This window comes from Parabacteroides provencensis (assembly GCF_900232875.1).
GTDB classification, from domain to species: Bacteria; Bacteroidota; Bacteroidia; order Bacteroidales; family Tannerellaceae; genus Parabacteroides; species Parabacteroides chinchillae.
The window spans coordinates 128,488-151,450 of record NZ_LT960490.1; the positions used below are offsets into that span (position 1 = coordinate 128,488).

Here is a 22,963-nt window from a genome sequence, read left to right on the forward strand (position 1 = left end):
CTTTATTTGCTAAATGATTAAACGATACGGAAATGAAGAAACGACGTACACGATTTTTGGTGTTGGCTGCTGCTTGCTGCCTGCTGGCTCTGGCTGCACAGGGACAGAGCTACACAATCCATTTTATAACAGGAACGGCCCGCATAGACATGGCAAACAGCCGGACGGCGGATAACCTGGACGAGCTGAAATACAAACTGGAAGATTGCAGTGGGCAGGCGGTGGCTATTACGCTGACAGCCTTGCAGAATGTGGTAGACCGGTATGACCCGGATGCCAAAGCCCTGGCGCTGGAACAAGCTGTGGCTTTGCAAGACTACCTTGCCGGCGGAGGTACGACCGGTGGATGTGATTTCTCTTTTGATATTCAGGTGGATGCAAAGACAGACCTGGACAACCGTGTGATTGTGGAGGTATGTTGCAGCCGTCCTGTTGCACAGAAGCGCGAAACGGCTGCCGGGGATGTTGATAAAGCACCGGCTCCGAAGGTTTCCCCTTCGTCTCCTGTTGTGGCGGAGACTCGCAAACAGCCTGCCCCGGCTCAGGCTCCGAAGGTGGTAAAACATGCGGACTTCTTGCTGGGAGGGATAGGTATAGGCGTCAAGACGAACGGATTGCTGTTTGCCGGCTTGTTACCTGATGGCTCGATGTATACGCCCGTACCGAACGGGGCGGTGGAAGTGTATTTCCTTGACCGTTTCTCGGCGCAACTGTCGTTTGCTTATGCCATGCCCTATAAAAAGGGAGATAAGAGCAATCTGTTTAAAATGACAGCCTTTATCGCAGAACCGCGCTTCTGGTTGTGGAACGGCGGACGCTTTAAAGGGCTGTATGCCGGGCTGTATGGACAATATGGTACTTTTGATGTACGCATCAAAGAAGAGATAGCAGACAACTGCACGGGTACGTTCTTTGGAGGAGGTATCTCTGCCGGATGGCTGCAACCGCTGTGGAAAGGGCTTTTTGTTGAAGCGGGATTGCAAGTAGGGTATCGCTCGGATGCTACCGATGTGTACTCGTATACGAAGGGCAAGCCGTATAAGAGGCAGGGTTCGTACACACTGAACAGCTTTACGCTGCAGGGGATGAATGTCTCGGTAGGGTATAGGTTCTAGTCACTTTTGGCTTGACCTTTTGGTTACTCTTCTGTCAAGAGAAAAGTAATAATAGTTAATCTGTTAAGAGGAAAGTAATAATAGATAATAATCAAATAGTTATATATGAAACAGAACAATGGAAAGAAAAGCTTATTCCGGTTGCTAACCGGATGCTTTCTGTTATTGGCAGCAATAACACTTATATCATGCCAGGACGAACTGCCCGAAGCAGTCAGGATAGAGAAAGGGAAGGAGACGGTTGCATTTGCCGTAGACGGAGGAAGCACAACGGTGAAGATAATCTCCAACGGTAGTTGGAAGGCCGTTTCTTCGCAAAGCTGGCTGACGGTTTCGCCGGCTTCAGGAGGCAGCGGTACGCATACCATTACCTTGTCGGCCGGAGCTAATACAACGGACGGCCAACGCAGTGCTACCGTAACGCTGCAGGTGGGGCACAAGACGAGTACCATTACTGTATCGCAGGCGCAAAAGGATGTGCTGGGATTGCTTACTGCTTCTACAACGGTGGCTTGGACGTCGGGAACGTATGATATGGTGTTCCAAACAAATATCAGCGGGTATGAATTTAAAACCGATGCAGACTGGCTGCAACCTGCCGGAACAAAAGCCGTGGCCGAAAAGACCTTGATGCTGAACTATAGTGAGAACCCGGGATATGAAGCACGCACGGGCAGGATTACCATTTCGAAAGGTACGCTAAATACAACTTTTACTCTAACGCAAGGGGGCAGGGGAGCTCTTTACTTCGTATTGGAAAGCGATGAGGTGGGAGCCGAAGATACCGGATATGAACTGAAGTTGATGAAAAATACCTCTGCAAGCGGGCTGCATCTGATTGATGCGGTAGACTGGCTGCATCTGCCAACAGATACAAGAGCCATACCTGTGGAAGAATCAGTTTTACTGACGCTGGATGCCAATACGGCAAGTACGCCCCGCAGTGCGCGGCTGGTGATAGGTGATGAATCGACCGGTGTCTTGCTGACCGATACGTTTACCCTTACGCAGAAAGGACTGGAGGATATATTGCGGCCGGGCTTTACCGCTTATGAGGCGAAGGCCGAAGGCGAAACATTTGATTTGCCTGTAACGGCCAGCGGGCCTTTTGAAGTGTTGTTGCCGGAAGATGCCGGATGGCTTACCGGTTCGGAAGGGGTGCAGTTGCCCGGAACCTTGCAGTTTACCGTGGCTCCCAATACCAAAGCACAACCGCGTACGGCGGTGGTAACTTTGCGTTTGCAAGGGGGCGAAACAGGGTCGGCATCCGGACAGGATGCGATGCTTACCGTAACGCAAGCCGCTGCCGATGTAAGTGACGTGGAACGCATACCTAAATTATATAACCTCTTGGAGGTAGCTACAGTGGTAGAAACTAATCCTGTAAACCTGGGTGCTTTCAGGGCTACCGTAACGTATGACAGGGGCGAACCTTCCGGATGGATCAGCGATATTTATGCCAATGGAGGAAAACTGCATTTTAAGGTGGATGATAATTCCCACTCGGCTTCCAAGCGTAGTGCGGTGATAAACCTGTTGTTTGAAACCGGAGAGATTGCCGGGGTTCGTATTAATCAGAGCGGCAACAGCCAGGTGTATATGGAGATGGAAAAACCCGGAACGCTGGCTTCATTTGTTGATTTCAGCCATTCCGGATCGTATAAAAAGATCTGTGTGAAGTCTGAAACAGGATTGAACGGGGATGATTTTAACACACTCCGTAATGCTACCCTGGCGGTGGAAGAGGCGGATCTGTCGGAAGTGGGAATGCTTACCGGATTGCCCGATGGCGTGTTTGCCGGACAGACCACTCTGCGCAGTATCATTCTGCCCAAAACAATACAAAGAATCGGCTCGCATGCTTTTGCCGGCAGCCGGATAGAGAAAATAGTGTTTGCCGGCAGCAAACCGGAATTGCAGGAGATAGGGGCTTCGGCTTTTGAAGGGTGTTCCGAATTGCAGGAGATTCCATTATCTGAAAAACTGACAGTAATAGGAGAGAAGGCTTTTGCCCATGCTTTTACAGGAGGTTCGTTTACTGTTGCCGACTTGTCGGGGGCTACGGCTTTAAATACGATATCGGCAGGTGCTTTTGAAGGTTGCAATACGCTGACAGAACTTAAGTTGCCTGTAAACCTGGTGGAAATAGGAGACGGGGCTTTCAGGGAGTGCTATAACTTATCAGGCCAACTGGTATTGCCGTCTGCTCTGAAAACGCTGGGCGCCGAAGCGTTTTATAACAATAAGAATCTGAAGGGAGTGCTAACATTGCCGTCTACGCTGACAGCATTGGGCGACCGGGCGTTTATGAAATGTGCGTTGCTTACCGAGCTGAGAATGCAGGAGGCAAAATTGCTGAAAGCAGTGGGAGCGGAGGCTTTTAAGGAAAGTCTGGCATCTCCGGTTTCGGATTATGTGCTGGTATTGCCACAGGGCATGACTACGGTTGGAAGGAGTGCCTTTGAGGATATAGGTGCCGAAGCTGTCGACCTGCCATCTACGTTGACAGGCATAGAATCGAGAGCCTTTTACAACTGTCGCAATTTGTCGGAAGTGACTTGCCTGGCTACGGTTCCTCCGGCATTATCTGCTACCAATACGGCAGATACGTTCGGAGGCGCGGCAACGATTACAAGCCGTACATTGAAAGTACCATCTGCTTCGGCTCAGACATATACGGATAGTCCGCTATGGAAACTGGCTGTTCCGGTATCCGGTTCTGCTATAACCTGGACAATCACATCTTATTAACAAACCGCAGATTAACTTTAATGAACAATTGAAAATATGAATAAGACAGATTTTATTGAAGTGCTTTCGCAAGAGATGGATATGCCTAAAGTTGTAATAAAGGATTTTATTACTACTTTTTTACAGGTGGCGACTAAGGAACTATCGAAAGAAGATGGTGAAATTGTGTTTCAAGGATTTGGTGTGTTTTCTATTTGGGATCAGGTAGAACGTCCGGGAAGGAATCCGAAAACCGGTAAACCGTGTCTGATACGTGCCCGGAAGAGCATTAAGTTCAAACCGAGCAGGTTTCTTATCAGAGGTTTGAACAAGCGCTAAGGTAAATATCCAAAGTCGCGGGAGGGAGGAAGAAGCGTATGTCTTTGCCTTCTTTCCACGCCTGACGGATAAAGGAAGAGGATATTTCCATCAGAGGGGCGTTGACAGCACGGACATTGGTATATTGCTCCGGTATGCGTACTTTATATCCTTTCCGGGGATATATTATAACGGGAAATTGCTCAAGTATGAGTTGATGATCTTTCCAATGGGTAATGTTTTTCCAGTTATCGGCTCCAATGATTAAATGGAACTGGTGCCCGGTATAGGTTTCTTCTAACGCTTTCAGCGTGTTGATGGTGTAAGAAGGTTTGGGCAGGGAAAATTCAAAGTTGCTGGCTCTGAATTTGGGATAACCGTCGATGGCGGCTTCCACCATACGGAAACGCAATGAGTCTTCCATCAGTTCATCACGTTTTTTAAGCGGGTTCTGTGGGGTTACCATAAACCAGAGTTCATCTAATCCGCCATATTCACATAACCAATTGGCTAATGCCAGGTGGCCTATGTGGATCGGATTGAATGAACCGGAGTAAATACCGATTGACTTTCCGTTGTTCATGCTTTTTCGAGGAACTCTTTAATTACTTTCAACGCTTCGGCTTGTGCCTTTGTTAAGTCGTCGTTTATGATAACCGTATCGAATTTAGGAGCAAATCCCAGTTCGAATTCTGCTTTGGCAATGCGGCTTTCTATTACTTCGGGTGTATCGGTGCCACGTCCTTCTAACCGGTTTCGTAGCTCTTCAATACTTGGAGGTTGGATGAAAACGGATAAGGCCTGTTTACCGTAGTATTTTTTTATGTTGCAACCGCCTACAACGTCTACGTCGAAAATAACATTGTCTCCGTTGTTTAAGATGCGTTCTACTTCGCTTTTCAATGTCCCGTAGTATTTATCCTTATACACTTCTTCGTATTCCAGAAAATCGCCTGCGGCTATACGGCTGCGGAATTCGTCAGGGGTAAGGAAGTAATATTCTTTCCCGTGCTTCTCTTCACCGCGTGGTGACCGGCTTGTAGCCGAGATAGAGAAGTGCAGGTTTAACCCTTGTTGCAACAGATAGTTGATAATGGTTGATTTACCAGAGCCCGAAGGGGCGGAAAATATGATAAGTTTGCCAGCCATATCGTGATCTTATTATAATTATAATACGTTTAGTACCTGTTCTTTGATTTGTTCCAGTTCGTCTTTCATCTGGACAACGATCTTTTGCATTTCCGCGTGGTTGCTTTTCGAACCGAGCGTATTTACTTCGCGTCCTATTTCCTGGGCGATAAAACCTAATTTTTTACCTTGTCCGTGTCCGTCTTTTATCGTACTGATAAAGTATTTAAGGTGGTTGTCCAAACGGTTTTTTTCTTCGTTAATATCCAACTTTTCTATGTAGTAAATCATTTCTTGTTCGAAACGATTCTTGTCATAGTCCTGGCCCGCTATCTTTTCGAGGTTGTCCATGATGCGTGCCTTGATTTTTTCGACGCGTTCTTTTTCGTATGTTTCTACTTCGGAAAGTAATTGTGCAATGTTATTGATCTTTTGTTCGAAGAGTTTTTGCAACATAGCACCTTCCTGGATGCGGAAATCGCATAATTGCTTAACAGCCTTTTTAACGGTATCAAACACAACTTCCCATTCGGTTTCATCGGCTTCCACTGCTTCCGATTTGATGACATCCGGCATACGTAATAATGTCTGAAACCAATCGGAAGGTACAGATATATTCAGCTTGCCGGCTATATCTTTGATTTGGCTATAATAATTTTCTACGGCAGCCAGATTGATCTGGGTAGGAGTATCTTTGCCTATGTATTCGATGAATATATTAAATTCTACTTTTCCGCGTTCCAGTGTTTGCAATAATAAACTGCGTATTTCCATTTCTTTTTCTTTATAGATGGAAGGAATACGGGTGGATAAGTCTAGTTGTTTACTGTTGAGAGCTTTTATCTCTATGGTTACTTTTTTAGAAGGGAGTTCGGCTGTAACCTTACCGAATCCGGTCATAGATTGTATCATTGTTCGGAAAATTTGAATGCAAATGTACTTAAATAATCTGAATGTGTTGTACATTTGCATTCAATAAATTAAGAACTGATATGCCTTGTATTTTAAATATTGAAACGGCTACTTCGGTATGTTCCGTCGCTTTATCGTTGAATGGAGAAGTGCTTTTTGAGAAGTATTCTTTTGAAGGTCCGTCTCATGCGGTCCTTTTGGGTGTGTATGTGGAGGAAGCGGTTGCTATAGCTAAACAGAAAGGTTTGAAACTGGATGCTGTTGCTGTCAGTAGCGGCCCCGGTTCATATACCGGATTACGCATAGGCGTTTCCGTAGCAAAAGGGTTATGTTTTGGATACGATATTCCATTAATAGGTGTCCACACATTGGATATCCTGGCTGCAACTGCAATAAAACAGAATAATAATGCTGCAGATTGTTTGTATTGTTCTATGCTGGATGCCCGCAGAATGGAGGTTTATGATGCCATATATGACCATTCGTTACACTTGGTTCGTGAAACGGCTGCGGATGTTGTAACGGAAGATACTTATGCGGCTTATTTGGAAAAAAACAAAATATGCTTCTTTGGGAATGGCGCCGGTAAGTGTAAGAAAGTAATATCTTCTTCCAATGCTTCATTTCTTGATGATATTCATCCTATGGCTGTAAACATGGTGTCATTGGCTGAAAAGGCTTTTGAAAACGGTAAATTTGAAGATGTTGCTTATTTTGAGCCTTTCTATCTGAAAGAATTCCAGGCTACTATAGCCAAGAATAAAGTATTGAACGAGGCAATTGCACACGCGAAGCATTGAATTTGAAACAAAACCCCTCTTTTTTGTGTTCTTCTGTAAATGGAACAAAAACAGATAGAATATGGATTACAGGAAGAGGAATAATATCATGTTGATAATAGGGGCTATCATAGCTGCCGTATTATTGTTATTCTGGTTGTTTGCCGGGACTACATTGGAAGAGGATGCAAACCCGGTGACTGGTCCGGCAATGATTGAACAGAATAACTAAAAGAAAACGAATGGTTAAAGAAAAAGCCTGCCCGTTAACAACGGGCAGGCTTTTTCTTATTATATTCAAACTGTTTATCCCAAGAATCCAAGCAAGATACCGGCTGCAACAGCAGAACCGATTACACCTGCAACGTTCGGGCCCATGGCGTGCATCAACAGATAGTTGGTCGGGTCATATTCCAAACCTACAGTCTGCGAAATACGCGCAGAGTCGGGCACAGCAGATACGCCGGCATTACCGATAAGCGGGTTGATCTTGTTGCCATCTTTCAGGATCAAATTGAAAATCTTCACGAATATGATACCTGCACAGGTAGCAATTACGAATGACAATGCACCTAAGCCAAATATCTTAATGGAGTTCAATGTCAAGAACTGAGTAGCCTGTGTTGAAGCACCTACAGTGATACCTAGCAAAATTGTAATTGTGTCGATCAGCGGACCACGCGCTGTTTCTGCCAGACGACGTGTTACTCCACTTTCTTTTAACAGATTTCCGAAGAATAACATACCCAGCAAAGGTAAACCAGACGGAACCAGGAAGCAGGTTAATAACAAACCTACGATCGGGAAGATGATTTTTTCCGTAGAAGAAACAGCTCTCGGCGGTTTCATGCGGATCAAACGTTCCTTTTTGGTTGTCAGCAGTCTCATAAACGGAGGCTGTATGATAGGAACCAATGCCATATAAGAATAGGCCGATACGGCAATTGCCCCCATTAGGTTTGGAGCCAGTTTAGAAGACAAGAAGATGGCGGTTGGACCGTCTGCACCACCGATAATACCGATGGCACCAGCTTGATTTGGCTCGAATCCCATTTGAAGAGCGATAGTATATGCTCCGAAAATACCAAACTGGGCAGCCGCTCCGATCAACATCAGTTTTGGATTGGAAATCAAAGCCGAGAAGTCGGTCATAGCCCCGATACCGAGGAATATCAACGGCGGATACCATCCGGAGGTTACACCCTGATAGAGGATGTTAAGCACAGAACCTTGTTCGTAAATACCTACCTGAAGTCCGGCATCTTTGAATGGTATATTACCGATCAGAATACCAAATCCGATAGGGATCAGCAACATAGGTTCAAATTCATATTTAATTGCCAGAAATATAAAAAGCAGACCTATCAGGATCATAATAATATGTCCCGGAGTTGCATTATATACTCCTGTATAGGTAAGGAATAGCTCTAAGTTTTTTCCTAAAAACTGAAGAAAACTTTCTTGTACTCCTGCCGCTTGTAGTAATATTGATCCAAACATACGCTTATCCGATTACGACGAGGTCTGCACCTTCCAGAACAGAATCTCCCTTGTGAACTTTAATTTCGATGATTTTACCGTCACGGTCGGCATTGATATTGTTTTCCATTTTCATGGCTTCAAGGATAATCAATGTTTGTCCTCTTTTTACCGTGTCGCCAACATTACATTTAACTTGCAGAATAACTCCTGGAAGCGGTGTTTTAACAGCGCCCTGAGTTGTTGTGGCGGTCGGACGAGTAATAACAGGCTCTCCTGTTGATGTTGTCGGGGCTTGAGCCGGACGTTTCAGAGTTACCATTTGTTTTTTAGCCGGTTTCTCCATTTTTACCTGATACGGAGTACCATTTACTTCTACTTCAGCGATATCGTCAACCACTGAGTTGATATGTACTTTATATACGCTACCGTTGATGGTATATTTAAAACTTTTCATTCTTTTTTGTTTTTAAGAGATAATTACTTTCTGGGAACTTCACGTAAGCCATAGAGCTTAGAACTCCACGGAGAGTAGGTACGCGCTACCTTGCGGATTGTAAGAACGGTGTTTTCTACGTCGTGATTGTCATCACTCATTTCGTACAATGCCGTTGCAATGGCTGCGAAAATTTCACCGGATTCTTCTCCTGCGTCAGCCGAAACACCGGAAGCTGTTCCTGCAGCTTTCTTAGCATTGCGTTTACTTGCGGCGATAGCAAATTTGCCAACTTGTTTAAAGATAATGTATAGTAAAAACAAACCTGAAAATACGACAGCCATAGCTGTGACAGTCATACCGATACCTATGGAATCGTTTTCTTTGAAATTCTCGATTTTTTCATTCGAATCCAATGTCAGGTTGTTTGTACTGGGAGTAACTTTAGTAAGTTGTGCCCATTCATCTTGTCCGTCAATTACTCTTCCGTAACTAACATCAGCTTTCTGTGCGGCGGGAATTGTGATTTCATCAATTAGCGTTCTACCGTCGGCATCATATAAAGCTATGTAGTTATCCGTAGCAGGGTCTAATGTGAAATTTACATGGAAAGTACCCCGGTTAGGTTCTCCGTCCGCCCAAAACAGCGTGTGTTGGTGGGGAGGAATGATTGTCAAAACATCACCCTTTGGAATAGGATATTTCTTCGGATTGTTTTTATCGTTAGTCAGGTAGCAACCTGCGATATTCACAGTTCCTGCAGAAGTATTGTATAATTCAATCCAAGGATGGCGTTTGCCATAATCGTCAACAAAATTATCTTCGTTGTCGACAAGCACTTCATTTATTCGCATGGAGGCTGCGCGCTGTGCGTTTGCTCCGAATGAAAAGAGCACAACGAACAACAACAATACGCCTATTTTCTTATTTATCATATTCATTTCCTGTTTTAAGAATTACAGAGGCAGATTGTCATGCTTCTTTGCAGGATTGCTCAGCTTTTTAGTCTGCAATTGTTGTAAAGCACGAATAATACGGAAACGGGTGTTACGAGGTTCGATAACATCATCGATATAACCGTATTGAGCAGCATTGTATGGGTTTGCGAATGCTTTTTTGTATTCTTCTTCTTTTTCTGCAGCTGCTTTTGCAGGATCTTCCGCTGCGGCAACGTCTTTTGCGAAAATAACTTCTACAGCACCACTCGGTCCCATTACGGCAATTTCTGCAGTTGGCCATGCGTAGTTCATATCACCGCGTAAATGTTTAGAACTCATTACGCAATAAGCTCCACCGTACGATTTACGTAAAGTAACTGTGATTTTAGGAACTGTAGCTTCTCCGTATGCATAAAGTAACTTGGCACCATGAAGGATTACGCCGTTGTATTCCTGGCCTGTTCCCGGAAGGAATCCCGGTACGTCAACCAATGTTACCAAAGGAATATTGAATGCGTCGCAGAAACGAACGAAACGGCCGGCTTTACGTGAAGCATTGCTATCCAAACATCCTGCCATTACTTTCGGCTGGTTGGCAACGATACCTACAGTCTGTCCGTTGAAACGGGCGAAACCTACGATAATATTCTTTGAATAATCAGCGTGTACTTCCAGGAATTCGTTGTTGTCTACGATCGTGCCGATCACTTCATACATGTCGTATGATTGATTTGCATTATCCGGTATTATATCGTTCAATACGTCATCTAAACGATCGATAGGATCTTTACATTCGATGAGCGGTGTTTCTTCAAGGTTGTTTTGCGGAAGGAAGCTGATTAGTTTGCGGATCAATTGTAAACCTTCTTCTTCTGTGTCAACAGCAAAGTGAGCAACACCTGATTTTGTGGTGTGTACGCTTGCTCCACCCAGTTCTTCCTGTGTTACATCTTCACCTGTAACAGTTTTAACAACTTTCGGACCTGTCAGGAACATATAACTTGTTCCACGGGTCATGATGTTGAAGTCTGTCAAAGCCGGAGAATATACGGCACCACCGGCGCAAGGGCCAAAGATACCTGAAATCTGAGGAATAACCCCTGATGCTAAAATGTTACGCTGGAAAATTTCAGCATAACCTGCCAGTGCATTTACTCCTTCCTGAATACGTGCACCACCCGAATCGTTCAATCCGATAACAGGAGCACCCATTTTCATGGCCTGATCCATTACTTTACATATCTTCATGGCTAAAGCTTCGGACAAGGCACCACCGAATACTGTAAAATCTTGTGCGAAAACATATACTAAACGTCCGTCTATCGTACCATAACCGGTTACGATACCGTCTCCTAAAAATTTAGTCTTTTCGATTCCGAAATTTGTACAACGGTGTTGTACAAACATATCGAATTCTTCAAAACTTCCTTCATCCAGCAACATGGCAATACGTTCACGTGCTGTGTATTTACCTTTTTTGTGCTGAGATTCGATTCGTTTTTCTCCTCCACCTAGGCGAGCAGTTTCACGAAGAGCGATAAGCTCTTTTACTTTCTCAAGTTGGTTACTCATTGTATTTTTGATTTGTTGTTAGAAATGAACTTGTTAATAGAAAATATTACTTTCCAGGCATGCAAAGTTCCGTCAGTACGCTGCAAGTTGATTTTGGATGAAGGAAAGCTATATCTAAACCTTCAGCGCCATGACGTGGTGCCTTGTCGATTAACTGAACGCCTTTTTCGGCAGCTTCGTCTAATGCAGCCTGCACATCAGGTACGGCAAATGCGATGTGGTGAATGCCTTCTCCTTTTTTCTCGATGAATTTGGCAATAGTGCTATCTTCGCTGGTTGGTTCCAGTAATTCAATTTTAGTCTGTCCTACTTTGAAAAATGCTGTTTTTACTTTTTGGTCAGCTACCTCTTCGATATTATAGCATTTCAAGCCTAATACTTTTTCGTAATAAGGTAAACAAGCTTCAATGCTCTTTACTGCAATACCTAGATGTTCGATATGTGTAAGTTCCATGTGAGTAATAATTTAAAGATTTAGTAAATGTTTTTATTTTGTATGTGCAAAGGTACATTTTCTTTATTATAAATGAAGAAATAAATCTTTATTTTTATCTGCTCTTTATATATGTTTAAAAGTGGACTTTTGTGTGCCGGATTGAAGCTTTTGGATAGTGATAAGGGAAAGGCGCTTATGTTTGAAAAAATCATCCCGATGTTTTTTATAAATCATAGTGATCTTTTTAGAAAATCATCGGGATGATTTTGAAAAAGGGTAAAAGGGAGTTCCGAAATCAGAAATCCACAATTAAGCGTACGTTGAGCTGCCGTCCTGTCAGGTAGTTGGGTACGGCATACTGGGTGTTGTATACGTCTGTTATCCAGTAGTATGAACTTACATTTTTTATATCGAAGATGTTAAATACATCCAGGCCTAGCCAGATGTTTTTCAGATGCCTGAAAAAACCTCTGTCCATGATGGCATCGGTTCCGCCGGCCAACTGGTATGAGAATCCTAAATCCACACGTTTATAGGCAGGAGTCCGGTGGTAGCCGTCTTCGTAACCTTTACGTGGAGCTGTAACAGGCAGCCCTCCGGAAAGAACGCCTTTCAGGTTTAGCTTTACTCTTTTGTATCCCGGAAAATAGTCTTGGAAAAATAGGGAAACATTGTATCCCTGGCTGTTTGGCATAGGAACTTTGGTTGTTTCACGAATTGTCTGTTCGGCTTTCATTAATGAAAAGCTGATCCATGAATCTGTTCCCGGAACAAATTCTCCAAAGAACTTGACATCAAGTCCCATTGCGTAACCTTTGGCACAATTTTCTCCGTAATAACGTATCTTGACATTGTCGATTGTGTAGGGTATTAAGTTATCCAGTTTTTTATAATAGAGTTCGGTTGTTACCTTAAAATTCCGGTCGGAAGCACGGAATGTGTAATCTCCTCCTAAAATAAAATGTATGGAACGTTGGGATTTTAGCTTGTTATTTAAAATAGTAATGTTATTCCCGTTTTCATCTTTTTGGGTTAAACGTAATTCTTTATAAAAAGGAGATTGATAATATAAACCGGACGCCAGGCGGAGAGTCAGATTCTGATCGAAATTCGGGATAAAACCGAGAGATGCACGGGGGCTGAAGATAAATTCTTTATTATAAGTCCAATAACTACCCCTGATGCCTCCTACAAGTGTGAATAATCCCTGTTTTGTCCGGAACTTGAATGCATCCTGAAGATAAGCGGATAAGCGGGTGCTTTGTAACTGTTGGTCTGAAAATAAATTGTCGATTAAATTTACGGTGCCACCTGTTTGAGGCAGGGAATAACCGGAGGAATCCCGCTTTTCCCATTCGCTGATTCTGTCATTTATCTTTTCAAATTGTACTAAGGCCCCCCATTTCAGTGTGTTGTTTTTTAACCGGGATATACCGTAATGACCTACATTCATGATGTTGGAACGTAAACGGTTTCTTGCATGTTCGTGATAACGTCCTACAGACATTGCGGATGAAATATTATTTCCCGTATCTTCGGCTCCGTTTTCACTTAACCAGTATTCTCCCGAAATATCATAACTTTCTTCCTCTTTACTGTTGAAAGCCGAAGCTTGTAAACCTACTTCCGTATTATCATTCGGTTGGTATTTAAGGGTAAGTGCTCCAAACATAGTCTGGAATTTATCTCTTTCTTGTCCGTCAAAGTATACGGTGAAATTCTTTGGGTTTGAAATAGTGCCAAAAGTGGTTTCTCTGTTATGAGGTATGAATTTGTAATTGTTTACCGACAAGTTGCCTAAAAAGTTGACTTCCCATTTCGGTGCCGGTTTATAGGTCATATATGTTTGTGCATCTATAAAGTTCGGATCATATTCGGCATCTGTATCCATTGTTTTTAATAATGTGCGGCCTGTTTTATAACGGATGCCCGTTACCTGTGTAAATTTACCGGAAGCACTTCCAACATAAGCACTGGCTCCTAATAAACTGGCGGAAACCGAACCTTCAAGCGCTTTTGGTTTTTTATAAGTGATATCCAGAACCGAACTCATCTTGTCTCCGAAACTGGCTTCAAAACCTCCGGCTGCAAAATTTACGGATTCGGTTAAGTCCGGATTAATAAAACTTAGCCCTTCCTGTTGCCCTGAACGGATTAATAGAGGACGGAATACTTCAATGCCGTTTACATAAACAATGTTTTCGTCATAACTGCCTCCACGTACGGAGTATTGTGAACTTAATTCGTTATTGGATGACACTCCGGCAAATGTAACTACAAGACTTTCTATACTTCCTCCTGCCGGGTCGGGAAGTAATTTTATTTTGTCGGCATTCATTGTTTCCATTGTTGTAGTCTGCTTACGAATGGCAGTGACGGAAACTTCATTCAACTCTAAGGCAGTATAATTCATTTGCACGTTTAACCTCATGTCTGTGATTGCCTGAGGTATTATTCTTTCGGCTTTATTATATCCGAGACAGGAATATATGAGGGCAATCGAGTCTCCTGATGCAACAGATATGGAATAGTATCCTTTTTCATTAGTCATGGCTCCGTTTAAAGTCCCTTTAACCCGGATATTTACCAATTCCAAAGGATTACCGTCCGCATCACGAACGTATCCGGTTACCTTTATATGTCCTTGCCCGAAAGCACTTAATGATAGTAATATAAATAGCAGTGCAGCTATCGCACGAATCTTCATAATCTATATATTATAAAGTTATTAACGAGAAAAAAGAAGGAAGCGTATATAATACGTGCAAAAAATTATATTTATATTTGCAAAATATGACCTAAAAGTCCGTACAAAGGAATATAAAAATGGAAAATTTTACAACACTTATAAAGAATAGAAGAAGCACCCGGAAGTTTACGGAACAATTGCTCTCTCCTGAACAAGTAGAACTTATATTGAAAGCAGCCTTAATGTCTCCTGCTTCTAAACGGAGTAATCCGTGGCAGTTTGTTGTTGTCGAAGATAAAGAGATGCTGAAAAAGCTGGCAGCTTGTAAAAAGAACGGTTCTTCTTTTTTGGAAGGTTGTGCCTTGGCTGTGGTTGTTCTTGCAAATGTAATGGAGAGTGATGTATGGATTGAGGATACTGCCGTTGCTTCTATTTATATGCAGTTGCAGGCAGAAGACCTGGGGCTGGGGAGTTGTTGGTGCCAGATTCGTAATCGTCAGACAGAAGATGATATGGATTCCAGTCAGTACGTACGTAATCTGTTTAACATACCTTATCAACTGGAAGTGTTATCAATAATAGGTTTCGGTTATAAAGACCAGGCACGTAAACCTTTTGATGAATCTCATTTACAATGGGAAAAAATTCATTTGGGCACTTTTAAAATGCCAGGGGAAAACGAAAATGCGGTAAAATGAGAATTGTATTTGTTGGTGCCGGAAACTTAGCTACCCGTTTGTCTTTGGAAATGCACCGGGCAGGAATGATTGTTGAACAGGTTTATAGTCATACTACGGAGCATGCAAAGAGTTTGGCTGAAAAGTTGAATTGTCCGTGGACAACAAACTTGACTGAAATAAAGTCTGATGCCGATTTGTATGTTTTTTCTTTGAAAGACGCAGTACTTCAAGAAGTTATTGCGGGGGTAAAGTCGAATAATGGATTGTGGGTGCATACGGCAGGAAGTATGTCGATGAGTGTTTTTGAAGGATATGCAAATCGTTTTGGTGTGCTTTATCCATTACAGACTTTTAGTAGGGAACGTGAAATAGGTTTTAAGACTATACCTTTTTTTGTGGAGGCTAATTCGGAAAAGGATAAAAATGTTTTACAGGAAATAGCGAGTGCTTTGTCGGAAGATGTTCGGTATTTATCTTCAGAGAAAAGGAAATACCTGCATCTCGCAGCTGTATTTGCTTGCAATTTTACAAATCATATTTATACTTTAGCTGGTAAAATAGTGGCAGAGCAAGAAATACCAATGAATGTACTGTATCCCTTAATAGACGAAACGGCTGCGAAGATACATGAAATGCCGCCCCGGGATGCACAGACCGGACCGGCAATCCGGTATGATGAAAACGTAATTAATAAACATCTGGCGATGTTGAATGATCAGGACATGAAAACGATCTATCAACTTATGAGCCAGAGTATACATAAGGAGGCCCAAAATGAGTAATATCAATTATGACCTTACAAAGATTAAAGCTTTCGTGTTTGACGTAGACGGTGTTTTATCTTGTGATGTAATCCCGTTGCATCCAAATGGAGATCCTATGCGTACTGTCAATATAAAAGATGGATATGCCTTGCAGCTGGCTGTTAAGAAAGGGTATCATGTTGCCATTATAACGGGCGGTTATACTGAAGCTGTTGAAATTCGTTTCTCCCGCTTGGGTATAAAACATATTTATATGAAGAGTGCAATAAAGATCCATGATTTTAATGATTTTATGGAAAAAACAGATTTGTTGCCTGAGGAGGTAATGTACGCCGGTGATGATATTCCGGATTATGATGTCATGAAACATGTTGGTTTGCCTGTCGCCCCTGCAGATGCAGCTCCGGAGATTAAAAGCATAGCAAAATATATTTCCTTGAAAAATGGAGGTTGCGGTGTAGCGCGTGATGTAATAGAGCAAACATTAAAGGCACAGTCTCATTGGATGAGTGAAGAAGCTTTTGGGTGGTAATGTAATGCAGAAAAAGAGTGGTTATGTTGGATAATTTGAATAACTATAAGATTATATTGGGTTCTAATTCTCCTAGGAGAAAAGAGCTTTTGGCCGGGTTAGGTGTGGCATTTGAAGTTCGTACTATACCTGATATAGATGAGTCATATCCCAGTTCATTACAGGGAGAAGAAATTCCGGAGTATATAGCAAGAAAGAAGGCTAATTCATACTTAGATAAACTGGCTGATGATGAGCTGTTGATAACCGGCGATACTATAGTGTGGACATTTACTGAAGTAATGGGGAAACCTGCAAACAGGGAAGAAGCTATTTCGATGCTTTCTAAATTATCCGGCCACGTACATGAAGTTGTAACGGGCGTTTGTATTGTAACAAAAAGGAAACAGGAAACGTTCTCGGTTTCTTCTGCCGTCTGTTTTGCCGAATTATCGATTGAAGAGATCGAATATTATGTAGACAATTTCCATCCTTTTGATAAAGCGGGAGCATATGGTATTCAGGAATGGATCGGATATATTGGCGTTGAGGCTATTAACGGATCATTTTATAATGTGATAGGTTTGCCTATCCAACGTCTTTACAAAGAACTGCAAAAATTCTAGTTTAATTGGGTTCTTGTGTCTTTCTGATAATACTCTATTTGGTTCAGGGTTTTTGCTAATGCGGGAAGTATAGGCAAAACCTGCGGATTTCCCGGATCCCATCCCGGATCGTCAATAATCATATCCGATAGAGAATCTGCGTGAATAAATAGTATATGAGATGCTGTTATTGCAGTTGCTATATAATCTGTGTTGGCAGATAACAGAACAAAATGCCCTTCGTTTATTTCAATTTTTGATTTATTATTACTATTGATAATAATGCTCCCGGAAGAGACAAATAATAATAAGTTATTATTTAGCTTCCCTTTTAGTAATATTTTTCCGGCATTTACATCTTTACATTCTAATTGGCTTGCATATTTTTCCATCTTGAGATTAAGGGTTTTCTAGAATAGATAATGTTTGTCGATTAGGGAGATATTGCACCATTCCTTTAGAATACTCTATCTGCTGCTTGCCATTCTCATCCGAATAAATAATAAAATATTCTATTTCCGGTAGCGTATTTGCTATTTTACGGACTTGTTCCAGTCCCATTGCCATAAATGCTGTCGCGTAAGCATCTGCAGTCATGCAATCGTTTGCTATAATCGTTGCACTTAATATGTTTTTTTCTGCCGGGTATCCGGTTCTGGGATCAATTGTGTGGGCATATTTCTTTCCGTCTTTTATATAAAAATTGCGGTAATTGCCTGATGTAGCAATTCCTCCTTTTTTACAAAGTTGTACAACCTCTTCAATTTCATTCTGAATACCTGTGGATTCATCTTCCGGTTTATTAATTCCTATGCGCCAGCAATCTCCATTAGGATTAACTCCGCTCATTGTTACTTCACCACCAATTTCCACCATATAGTTGGTAACCCCTTCCCGTTCTAGTAACCGGGCAATAATATCACATGCATATCCTTTTGCGATAGCGGAGCAATTTAGCATGAGTCTGGGATCGTCTTTAATTATATTTTTGTCTTTTAAGCGGACTTTCTTATAACCGACAAACTGTTTAATGCTGTCAATCATGTTTGGGGTAACACTATCCATTTTGCTGAAACCGAATCCCCATAAATTGACTAAAGGAGCACAGGTTATATCAAAGACTCCGTTTGTTTTATCTGAGATTTCGCTGGCTTTAAGGAACACCTCGGAAAACCATTCGTCAACTTTGATAGAGTCGTTGTTGTTTATACGTGAAATAATCGAATTCGGATTAAACGGATTCAGTGAAAGATTGAAGTCCTGGAATTCTTTATCTATGGCTGTTGTTAATGGTTTTGGCGATTGATATTTGATGTGATAGAGCGTATGAAATACGCTACCACTATCTTCGTAGTACTGACTTTGATTAGTGCAAGCAGTTAATAAAAGAACACCCAGACTTATAAGAAGGCTTACTCTTTTACTCATATTGAGATATTTGTTGCCGCAAAGATATAAAAAATATTCAGATTCGACCGATCCCGGTATTTTTAAGATTAATTGTCCGGATCAATTGAAAAACAGATGTTCGACAAGTATTTTTGTTCCAATGCCTATTAATATGAGACCACCGATAAGATCCAGTTTCAGGTCTATTTTTCTCCCGAAGTGGCTGCCAAAATAAACACCAGTGGCCGATATGATAATGGTAACGATGCCTATTGTTGTTGCTAATAAAAGTAGAGGTTGGTTAAGTAGTGCCAACGAAATCCCTATAGCTAGCGCATCTATACTCGTTGCAACTGCTAATCCGCATAAAGTCTTGTTGCAAAGGGGATTGAACTTGCAATCTTCGGATTCGGCTTTTGTGCTTTCATAAATCATTTTTCCTCCCAGATAGAGTAGGAGGGAGAACGCTATCCAATGGTCGAAAGCTTGTATATATTTCTGGAATCCTAGCCCTGCAAAATAGCCGGCGATAGTAAAACAGGCCTGAAATATCCCCATTACCATTGCTATTTTTGCAACATTACCGAATGTGCATTTTTTTATAACAGCTCCACCTGTTACAGAGACTGCCAAACTGTCCATGGACAGGCCAACAGCCAGAAGTAGGATTTCTATAAATGTCATTTGTTAAAATGTTTCCAGTTTTACTGTTTCTTCAATTGCCTTCCGCTTTTTGGGTGTCTCGTCGAACAATGAAGGAGTAGCCGGATAGCCGATAGGTATGATTACTATTGGTTCAACTGTTTCCGGTATATTGAAATGTTTTTTACAAAGCGCAGTGTCAAAGTTACAAACCCAACAGCTTCCCAATCCTTGTTCGGTTGCCGAAAGGCATATATGTTCAGCTGCGATGGCTGCATCAATATCCATGTGATTTTTGCCGTCATTGCGTTTCCACGATTGACTTTGGTCTCCACAAACGACGATAAAACAGTTTGCCGATTTAAACCATTCTCTCGGATAACACTCCTGCAACTTTCTGCATCCGCTTTCTTCTTTTACAACAAGGAAATACCACGGTTGATAGTTGACGGCAGAAGGAGCTAAGCGTGCCGCTTCCAGTATGTAGCTTATCTTTTCGTCTTCAACAGGAGATGATGAATAGTTACGAATGGAACATCGTTTCTTTATTAATTCCAACAGATTCATATTTCAGATTCAATCTTATAATGATTTCTGTTGGGTGAATTTCGGGAGATCAGTTCTCCGATAAATCCTGCCAAAAACATTTGTGTCCCAACAATCATTGCTGTAAGTGAAACGTAGAAGTATGGAGAGTTTGTTACTAAAGGTCTTAAATCTCCGTTGATTATGGATATTAGCTTAGCACTTAGTACAATTACCAAAGCAATAAAGCCGATCAGAAACATTACGCTTCCCCACAGGCCGAAAAAGTGCATCGGTTTCTTTCCGAATTTGGAAGTAAACCATAACGTAATTAAATCAAGATAACCATTAACGAAACGGTTCAATCCGAATTTTGTCGTTCCGTACTTACGTGCCTGATGCTGTACTACCTTTTCCCCGATTTTATGAAATCCTGCAATTTTTGCCAGGTAGGGGATGTAGCGGTGCATGTCATTATATATCTCAATGTTTTTTATAACGATGCTTTTGTATGCCTTAAGTCCGCAGTTGAAATCATGAAGGTTATTGATTCCTGAAAATTTACGGGCCGTGGCATTGAATAGCTTTGTTGGTATGGTTTTAGAGAGCGGGTCATAGCGCTTCTTTTTCCATCCGGAAACCAAATCATACCCGTCTTCCTTTATCATTCTGTATAGTTCGGGTATTTCGTCCGGACTGTCTTGCAGATCGGCATCCATTGTGATAACGACGTCTCCCTGCGTACGTTCAAAACCACAGTTTAATCCAGGCGATTTTCCGTAATTCCGGCGGAATTTAATAGCTCTTACAATTTCCGGCTCTTTCTTTTTTAAATCTTCAATCACTTCCCAGGAGTTGTCTGTGCTCCCGTCATTTATGAATATGACTTCATAACTGAATTTATGTTCTTTCATAACCCGATCTATCCAGGCGAATAATTCCGGCAAAGATTCGGCTTCGTTATACAACGGAATAACTACTGATATGTCCATCTAATTTGTTATTGTTTATTCTTCCTGGCTCTTTTGTGTGATAGTGCCTGATGCATTGTTTCTGCACAGAAGAGCCGCTACCGGTATAGACAATACGATACCATAAAATATATTGTTGAAAATACCTTGAATAGCCATGTGTATCGGAGAAAAATTTATATTGCTGACCGATTCGATGACTTCGGTATTTACATTTGTGTTTTTTAACGTGTCAATTGCCTGATTTATTACATTCGGTAAAAAATTTGGCGGTGCTATGAATTGATAGAATACGAAGTGTTCAAGAGAAACGATTAATGCTGCAAAGAAATATATCATTGTTCCGAAACGCCATGCGTGGAAAAAGCTTATTTCTCCTCCTATTTCTTCTTTATATCTTTTAGTAAGATAATAAGCAAAGAACGGGACGGCTAGAGTGAGCAGTATGTATACATGGTTTAGTATGGAGGCTGAGCCACTGAAAATAAAGAATAAATACTTTACTACCCAGAATATTCCCATTATAAACCCGTAGGTCATTGCATCTTTAATTAGTAAACTCTTGTTTTCTCCCATGATGTAAGCATATTTGAATTCTTAATCACAAAGATAGTATTATTATGATAATGTACAAGAATATTGTCTATAAAATACAAAAAGGAAGCCCCTGTAGAACTTCCTTTTTTGTTATTTTGAGCCTCTTGTCGGATTCGAACCAACGACCCCGAGATTACAAATCACGTGCTCTGGCCAACTGAGCTAAAGAGGCAGGTGGGTAAGCTTACTACATCGCGCCGCTACAACCAAGTACCCTTGCTGCGGTCAAGCCCTGGGGGATTCCGAGGGAGCATGCCGTATAGGACTTACCCGGGTGCAAAAGTAGATATTATTTTTTACAATGCAAGCTTTTTGAGCTGTGTTAACTAATATTTGTTTCTAACAGATTGGTTACCTATATGTTTTACGAATGTTAAAAAATATTTAGTTACCTCTGTTAGGAAAATTCGGGTGTGTTTGGCTTTGTTTTTCTTCCCTCAGGGCAAACGCATTAGGATTTTTTCTTTCTTTCCTGTGTTTTTTGTACTTTTTTCTACCTTTGCTTTGTATCTCTAACTTATATTCTTTATGACTCCTTCTTCTGATTACTCTTTATTATTATCTTTTGCTCGTGATGTTGAAGACTTCCGTACAGGTAATCGTCTATACTACCCTTCCTGTAGCATTATTTTCATGGCTTTTGTTGGTATCCTTTGTGGAGGTAAAGACTGGGATGATATCGTTGAAATCGCTGAATCTAGTGAAGATTTGCTCTCTGAGTACTTAGGTTCTTGTTTTGTTGGTGTGCCTTCCCATGATACTTTTAGTCGCTTTTTCTCTTTGGTTAATCCCTCGAGTTTGGAACAGTCTTTTCGCAAGACTATGTCAGCCCTTCAATCTCAATTACGCGGCGATTTGGATCATTCTCAGGCTAGTAAAGATAAAGAAATAGTAGCCTTTGATGGCAAATATGCTGCCTCTGTAACCGATGTTTCTGGTTTGAATGTAGTTACTGCTTATGCTACCGGAACCGGATTGTGTTTAGGACAGGAGGTGGCAGATAAAAAGATAAACGAGCCCGAGCAACTTCGCAAATTAGTTACAGACCTTTATTTGGCAAGTACTATTATTACTGCGGACGCTCTACATTGTCAAAAAGAGTCTATCAAAGCTATTACAGCAGCTAAAGCTGATTATCTGATTATTGTGAAAGCCAATCAAGAGAAATTATATGAAGGTATATTAGAAGGGATTCGAGTAGAAAACAACCGTGATAAAGCTAAATGGATAGATCATGCCGAAGAAATAACCCGAGGACATGGGAGAGAAGAAGTCCGTATTTGTCATTCCTGTTCTCATTAGGGATGGATACCTGAGTGTGGAAAAGAATGGGAAGGAATCAAAAGCTTTGGTACAATTACTTCCCAAAGAACGATACTGTCTACAGGAGAAACGACCACAGAAACAAGATGTTTCATATCTTCCTTGGAGAAAGATGCACCCATGCAATTGAATATCATACGAAATCAATGGAAAATAGAGAACAATTTGCATTGGCAACTAGATGTATCTTTTAATGAAGATGAGACCAAAATGAAAAAGAACCAAGTGTTAAACCTGGCTATATTAAGAAAAATGGCAATGCCGGTACTGAAAGCCTTTACATACAAAAAAGGAGCATCCTTGAAAAAGAAAATGTTAGCAGCAGCATTAAAGCCCAATATAAAGAAAGAGATAATGAAAAAGGCAATGGTACTATATCAAAAATCCTAATGCGTTTGCCCTGTTTCTTCCCTGGCAAAATGAA

The 22,963-nt window shown here is 41.6% G+C and carries 25 protein-coding genes, 1 tRNA gene and 1 pseudogene; 11 read left to right on the top strand and 16 right to left on the bottom strand.

Annotation, left to right across the window (positions count from 1 at the left end):
- Nucleotides 1-32 precede the first annotated feature (32 nt).
- The 3 genes from CTY47_RS11760 to CTY47_RS11770 all read left to right on the top strand — a co-directional run bounded on the left by CTY47_RS11760 (nucleotide 33) and on the right by CTY47_RS11770 (nucleotide 4,184).
- Nucleotides 33-1,115, top strand: coding sequence for a DUF3575 domain-containing protein (locus tag CTY47_RS11760; protein ID WP_099464984.1), 1,083 nt, complete (start codon nucleotides 33-35; stop codon nucleotides 1,113-1,115).
- 105 nt (nucleotides 1,116-1,220) lie between these two features.
- Entirely contained in the window at nucleotides 1,221-3,866 is a 2,646-nt protein-coding gene (locus CTY47_RS11765; protein WP_099464985.1) for a leucine-rich repeat protein, read from the top strand.
- Nucleotides 3,867-3,902: 36 nt separating this feature from the next.
- Entirely contained in the window at nucleotides 3,903-4,184 is a 282-nt protein-coding gene (locus tag CTY47_RS11770; RefSeq protein WP_099464986.1) for an HU family DNA-binding protein, read from the top strand.
- Here CTY47_RS11770 and nadD read toward each other — a convergent pair.
- From nadD to CTY47_RS11785, 3 genes are read right to left on the bottom strand one after another with little or no spacing between them, the layout of a single operon-like run.
- Nucleotides 4,162-4,746, bottom strand: a complete 585-nt coding sequence (gene nadD, locus CTY47_RS11775) for a nicotinate (nicotinamide) nucleotide adenylyltransferase (RefSeq protein WP_099464987.1) — start codon at nucleotides 4,744-4,746, stop codon at nucleotides 4,162-4,164. The two genes, CTY47_RS11770 and nadD, sit on opposite strands and share 23 nt — an antisense overlap.
- Nucleotides 4,743-5,312, bottom strand: coding sequence for a guanylate kinase (gene gmk / locus CTY47_RS11780; protein ID WP_099464988.1), 570 nt, complete (start codon nucleotides 5,310-5,312; stop codon nucleotides 4,743-4,745). The genes nadD and gmk overlap by 4 nt, the downstream gene beginning before the upstream one ends.
- Nucleotides 5,313-5,330: 18 nt before the next feature.
- Complete coding sequence (locus tag CTY47_RS11785; protein ID WP_099464989.1) at nucleotides 5,331-6,203, bottom strand: YicC/YloC family endoribonuclease; 873 nt, start codon at nucleotides 6,201-6,203, stop codon at nucleotides 5,331-5,333.
- Nucleotides 6,204-6,283: 80 nt separating this feature from the next.
- On the opposite strand from CTY47_RS11785, the gene tsaB reads away from it, so the two are divergent.
- The gene (gene tsaB / locus CTY47_RS11790; RefSeq protein WP_099464990.1) at nucleotides 6,284-7,003 is read left to right on the top strand and encodes a tRNA (adenosine(37)-N6)-threonylcarbamoyltransferase complex dimerization subunit type 1 TsaB; all 720 of its coding nucleotides are present in this window, start codon (nucleotides 6,284-6,286) and stop codon (nucleotides 7,001-7,003) included.
- A gap of 61 nt (nucleotides 7,004-7,064) precedes the next feature.
- The gene (locus CTY47_RS17120; RefSeq protein WP_199163423.1) at nucleotides 7,065-7,214 is read left to right on the top strand and encodes a hypothetical protein; all 150 of its coding nucleotides are present in this window, start codon (nucleotides 7,065-7,067) and stop codon (nucleotides 7,212-7,214) included.
- Between the two features lie 74 nt (nucleotides 7,215-7,288).
- Here CTY47_RS17120 and CTY47_RS11795 read toward each other — a convergent pair whose 3' ends face one another.
- From CTY47_RS11795 to CTY47_RS11820, 6 genes are all read right to left on the bottom strand, one after another.
- Nucleotides 7,289-8,482, bottom strand: a complete 1,194-nt coding sequence (locus CTY47_RS11795) for a sodium ion-translocating decarboxylase subunit beta (RefSeq protein WP_099464991.1) — start codon at nucleotides 8,480-8,482, stop codon at nucleotides 7,289-7,291.
- A 4-nt stretch (nucleotides 8,483-8,486) separates the two neighbouring features.
- Nucleotides 8,487-8,918 carry a biotin/lipoyl-containing protein gene (locus tag CTY47_RS11800; RefSeq protein ID WP_099464992.1) on the bottom strand — a complete coding sequence of 144 codons (432 nt, stop codon included), beginning with the start codon at nucleotides 8,916-8,918 and terminating at the stop codon, nucleotides 8,487-8,489.
- Nucleotides 8,919-8,941: 23 nt separating this feature from the next.
- A complete protein-coding gene (locus CTY47_RS11805) occupies nucleotides 8,942-9,832 on the bottom strand; it encodes an OadG family transporter subunit (RefSeq protein ID WP_099465268.1) in 891 nt (296 codons plus the stop codon).
- Between the two features lie 21 nt (nucleotides 9,833-9,853).
- Nucleotides 9,854-11,407 (bottom strand): acyl-CoA carboxylase subunit beta, encoded by a 1,554-nt coding sequence (locus CTY47_RS11810; protein WP_099464993.1) that lies wholly within the window; start codon nucleotides 11,405-11,407, stop codon nucleotides 9,854-9,856.
- Nucleotides 11,408-11,453: 46 nt separating this feature from the next.
- Nucleotides 11,454-11,861, bottom strand: coding sequence for a methylmalonyl-CoA epimerase (gene mce / locus CTY47_RS11815; protein ID WP_099464994.1), 408 nt, complete (start codon nucleotides 11,859-11,861; stop codon nucleotides 11,454-11,456).
- Nucleotides 11,862-12,138: 277 nt separating this feature from the next.
- Entirely contained in the window at nucleotides 12,139-14,550 is a 2,412-nt protein-coding gene (locus tag CTY47_RS11820) for a TonB-dependent receptor (protein ID WP_099464995.1), read from the bottom strand.
- 119 nt (nucleotides 14,551-14,669) lie between these two features.
- On the opposite strand from CTY47_RS11820, the gene CTY47_RS11825 reads away from it, so the two are divergent.
- From CTY47_RS11825 to CTY47_RS11840, 4 genes are read left to right on the top strand one after another with little or no spacing between them, the layout of a single operon-like run.
- Nucleotides 14,670-15,230, top strand: coding sequence for a nitroreductase family protein (locus tag CTY47_RS11825; protein WP_099464996.1), 561 nt, complete (start codon nucleotides 14,670-14,672; stop codon nucleotides 15,228-15,230).
- On the top strand, nucleotides 15,227-15,994 hold the full coding sequence (locus tag CTY47_RS11830; protein WP_099464997.1) for a Rossmann-like and DUF2520 domain-containing protein: 768 nt from the start codon (nucleotides 15,227-15,229) through the stop codon (nucleotides 15,992-15,994). Before CTY47_RS11825 ends, CTY47_RS11830 begins: the two co-directional genes overlap by 4 nt.
- Entirely contained in the window at nucleotides 15,987-16,508 is a 522-nt protein-coding gene (locus CTY47_RS11835; RefSeq protein WP_099464998.1) for a KdsC family phosphatase, read from the top strand. The genes CTY47_RS11830 and CTY47_RS11835 overlap by 8 nt, the downstream gene beginning before the upstream one ends.
- A gap of 23 nt (nucleotides 16,509-16,531) precedes the next feature.
- Nucleotides 16,532-17,113 carry a Maf-like protein gene (locus CTY47_RS11840; RefSeq protein ID WP_099464999.1) on the top strand — a complete coding sequence of 194 codons (582 nt, stop codon included), beginning with the start codon at nucleotides 16,532-16,534 and terminating at the stop codon, nucleotides 17,111-17,113.
- On the opposite strand, the gene CTY47_RS11845 is transcribed toward CTY47_RS11840, so the two are convergent.
- From CTY47_RS11845 to CTY47_RS11875, 7 genes are all read right to left on the bottom strand, one after another.
- On the bottom strand, nucleotides 17,110-17,484 hold the full coding sequence (locus CTY47_RS11845) for a cyclic nucleotide-binding domain-containing protein (protein ID WP_099465000.1): 375 nt from the start codon (nucleotides 17,482-17,484) through the stop codon (nucleotides 17,110-17,112). The genes CTY47_RS11840 and CTY47_RS11845 overlap by 4 nt on opposite strands.
- A gap of 7 nt (nucleotides 17,485-17,491) precedes the next feature.
- On the bottom strand, nucleotides 17,492-18,520 hold the full coding sequence (locus CTY47_RS11850) for an FAD:protein FMN transferase (RefSeq protein WP_099465001.1): 1,029 nt from the start codon (nucleotides 18,518-18,520) through the stop codon (nucleotides 17,492-17,494).
- Between the two features lie 81 nt (nucleotides 18,521-18,601).
- Entirely contained in the window at nucleotides 18,602-19,165 is a 564-nt protein-coding gene (locus CTY47_RS11855; protein WP_099465002.1) for a manganese efflux pump MntP, read from the bottom strand.
- A 3-nt stretch (nucleotides 19,166-19,168) separates the two neighbouring features.
- Nucleotides 19,169-19,690, bottom strand: a complete 522-nt coding sequence (locus CTY47_RS11860; RefSeq protein WP_099465003.1) for a nitroreductase family protein — start codon at nucleotides 19,688-19,690, stop codon at nucleotides 19,169-19,171.
- Nucleotides 19,687-20,640, bottom strand: coding sequence for a glycosyltransferase family 2 protein (locus tag CTY47_RS11865; protein ID WP_099465004.1), 954 nt, complete (start codon nucleotides 20,638-20,640; stop codon nucleotides 19,687-19,689). Before CTY47_RS11865 ends, CTY47_RS11860 begins: the two co-directional genes overlap by 4 nt.
- A 15-nt stretch (nucleotides 20,641-20,655) precedes the next feature.
- The gene (locus CTY47_RS11870) at nucleotides 20,656-21,195 is read right to left on the bottom strand and encodes a DUF4199 domain-containing protein (RefSeq protein WP_099465005.1); all 540 of its coding nucleotides are present in this window, start codon (nucleotides 21,193-21,195) and stop codon (nucleotides 20,656-20,658) included.
- Nucleotides 21,196-21,314: 119 nt separating this feature from the next.
- Nucleotides 21,315-21,388, bottom strand: a tRNA-Thr gene (locus CTY47_RS11875).
- A gap of 356 nt (nucleotides 21,389-21,744) precedes the next feature.
- Here CTY47_RS11875 and CTY47_RS11880 point away from each other — a divergent pair.
- Nucleotides 21,745-22,749: pseudogene (locus CTY47_RS11880) on the top strand (ISAs1 family transposase); the annotation flags it as partial.
- Nucleotides 22,750-22,929, top strand: coding sequence for a hypothetical protein (locus CTY47_RS17420; protein ID WP_233202118.1), 180 nt, complete (start codon nucleotides 22,750-22,752; stop codon nucleotides 22,927-22,929).
- Nucleotides 22,930-22,963 lie beyond the last annotated feature (34 nt).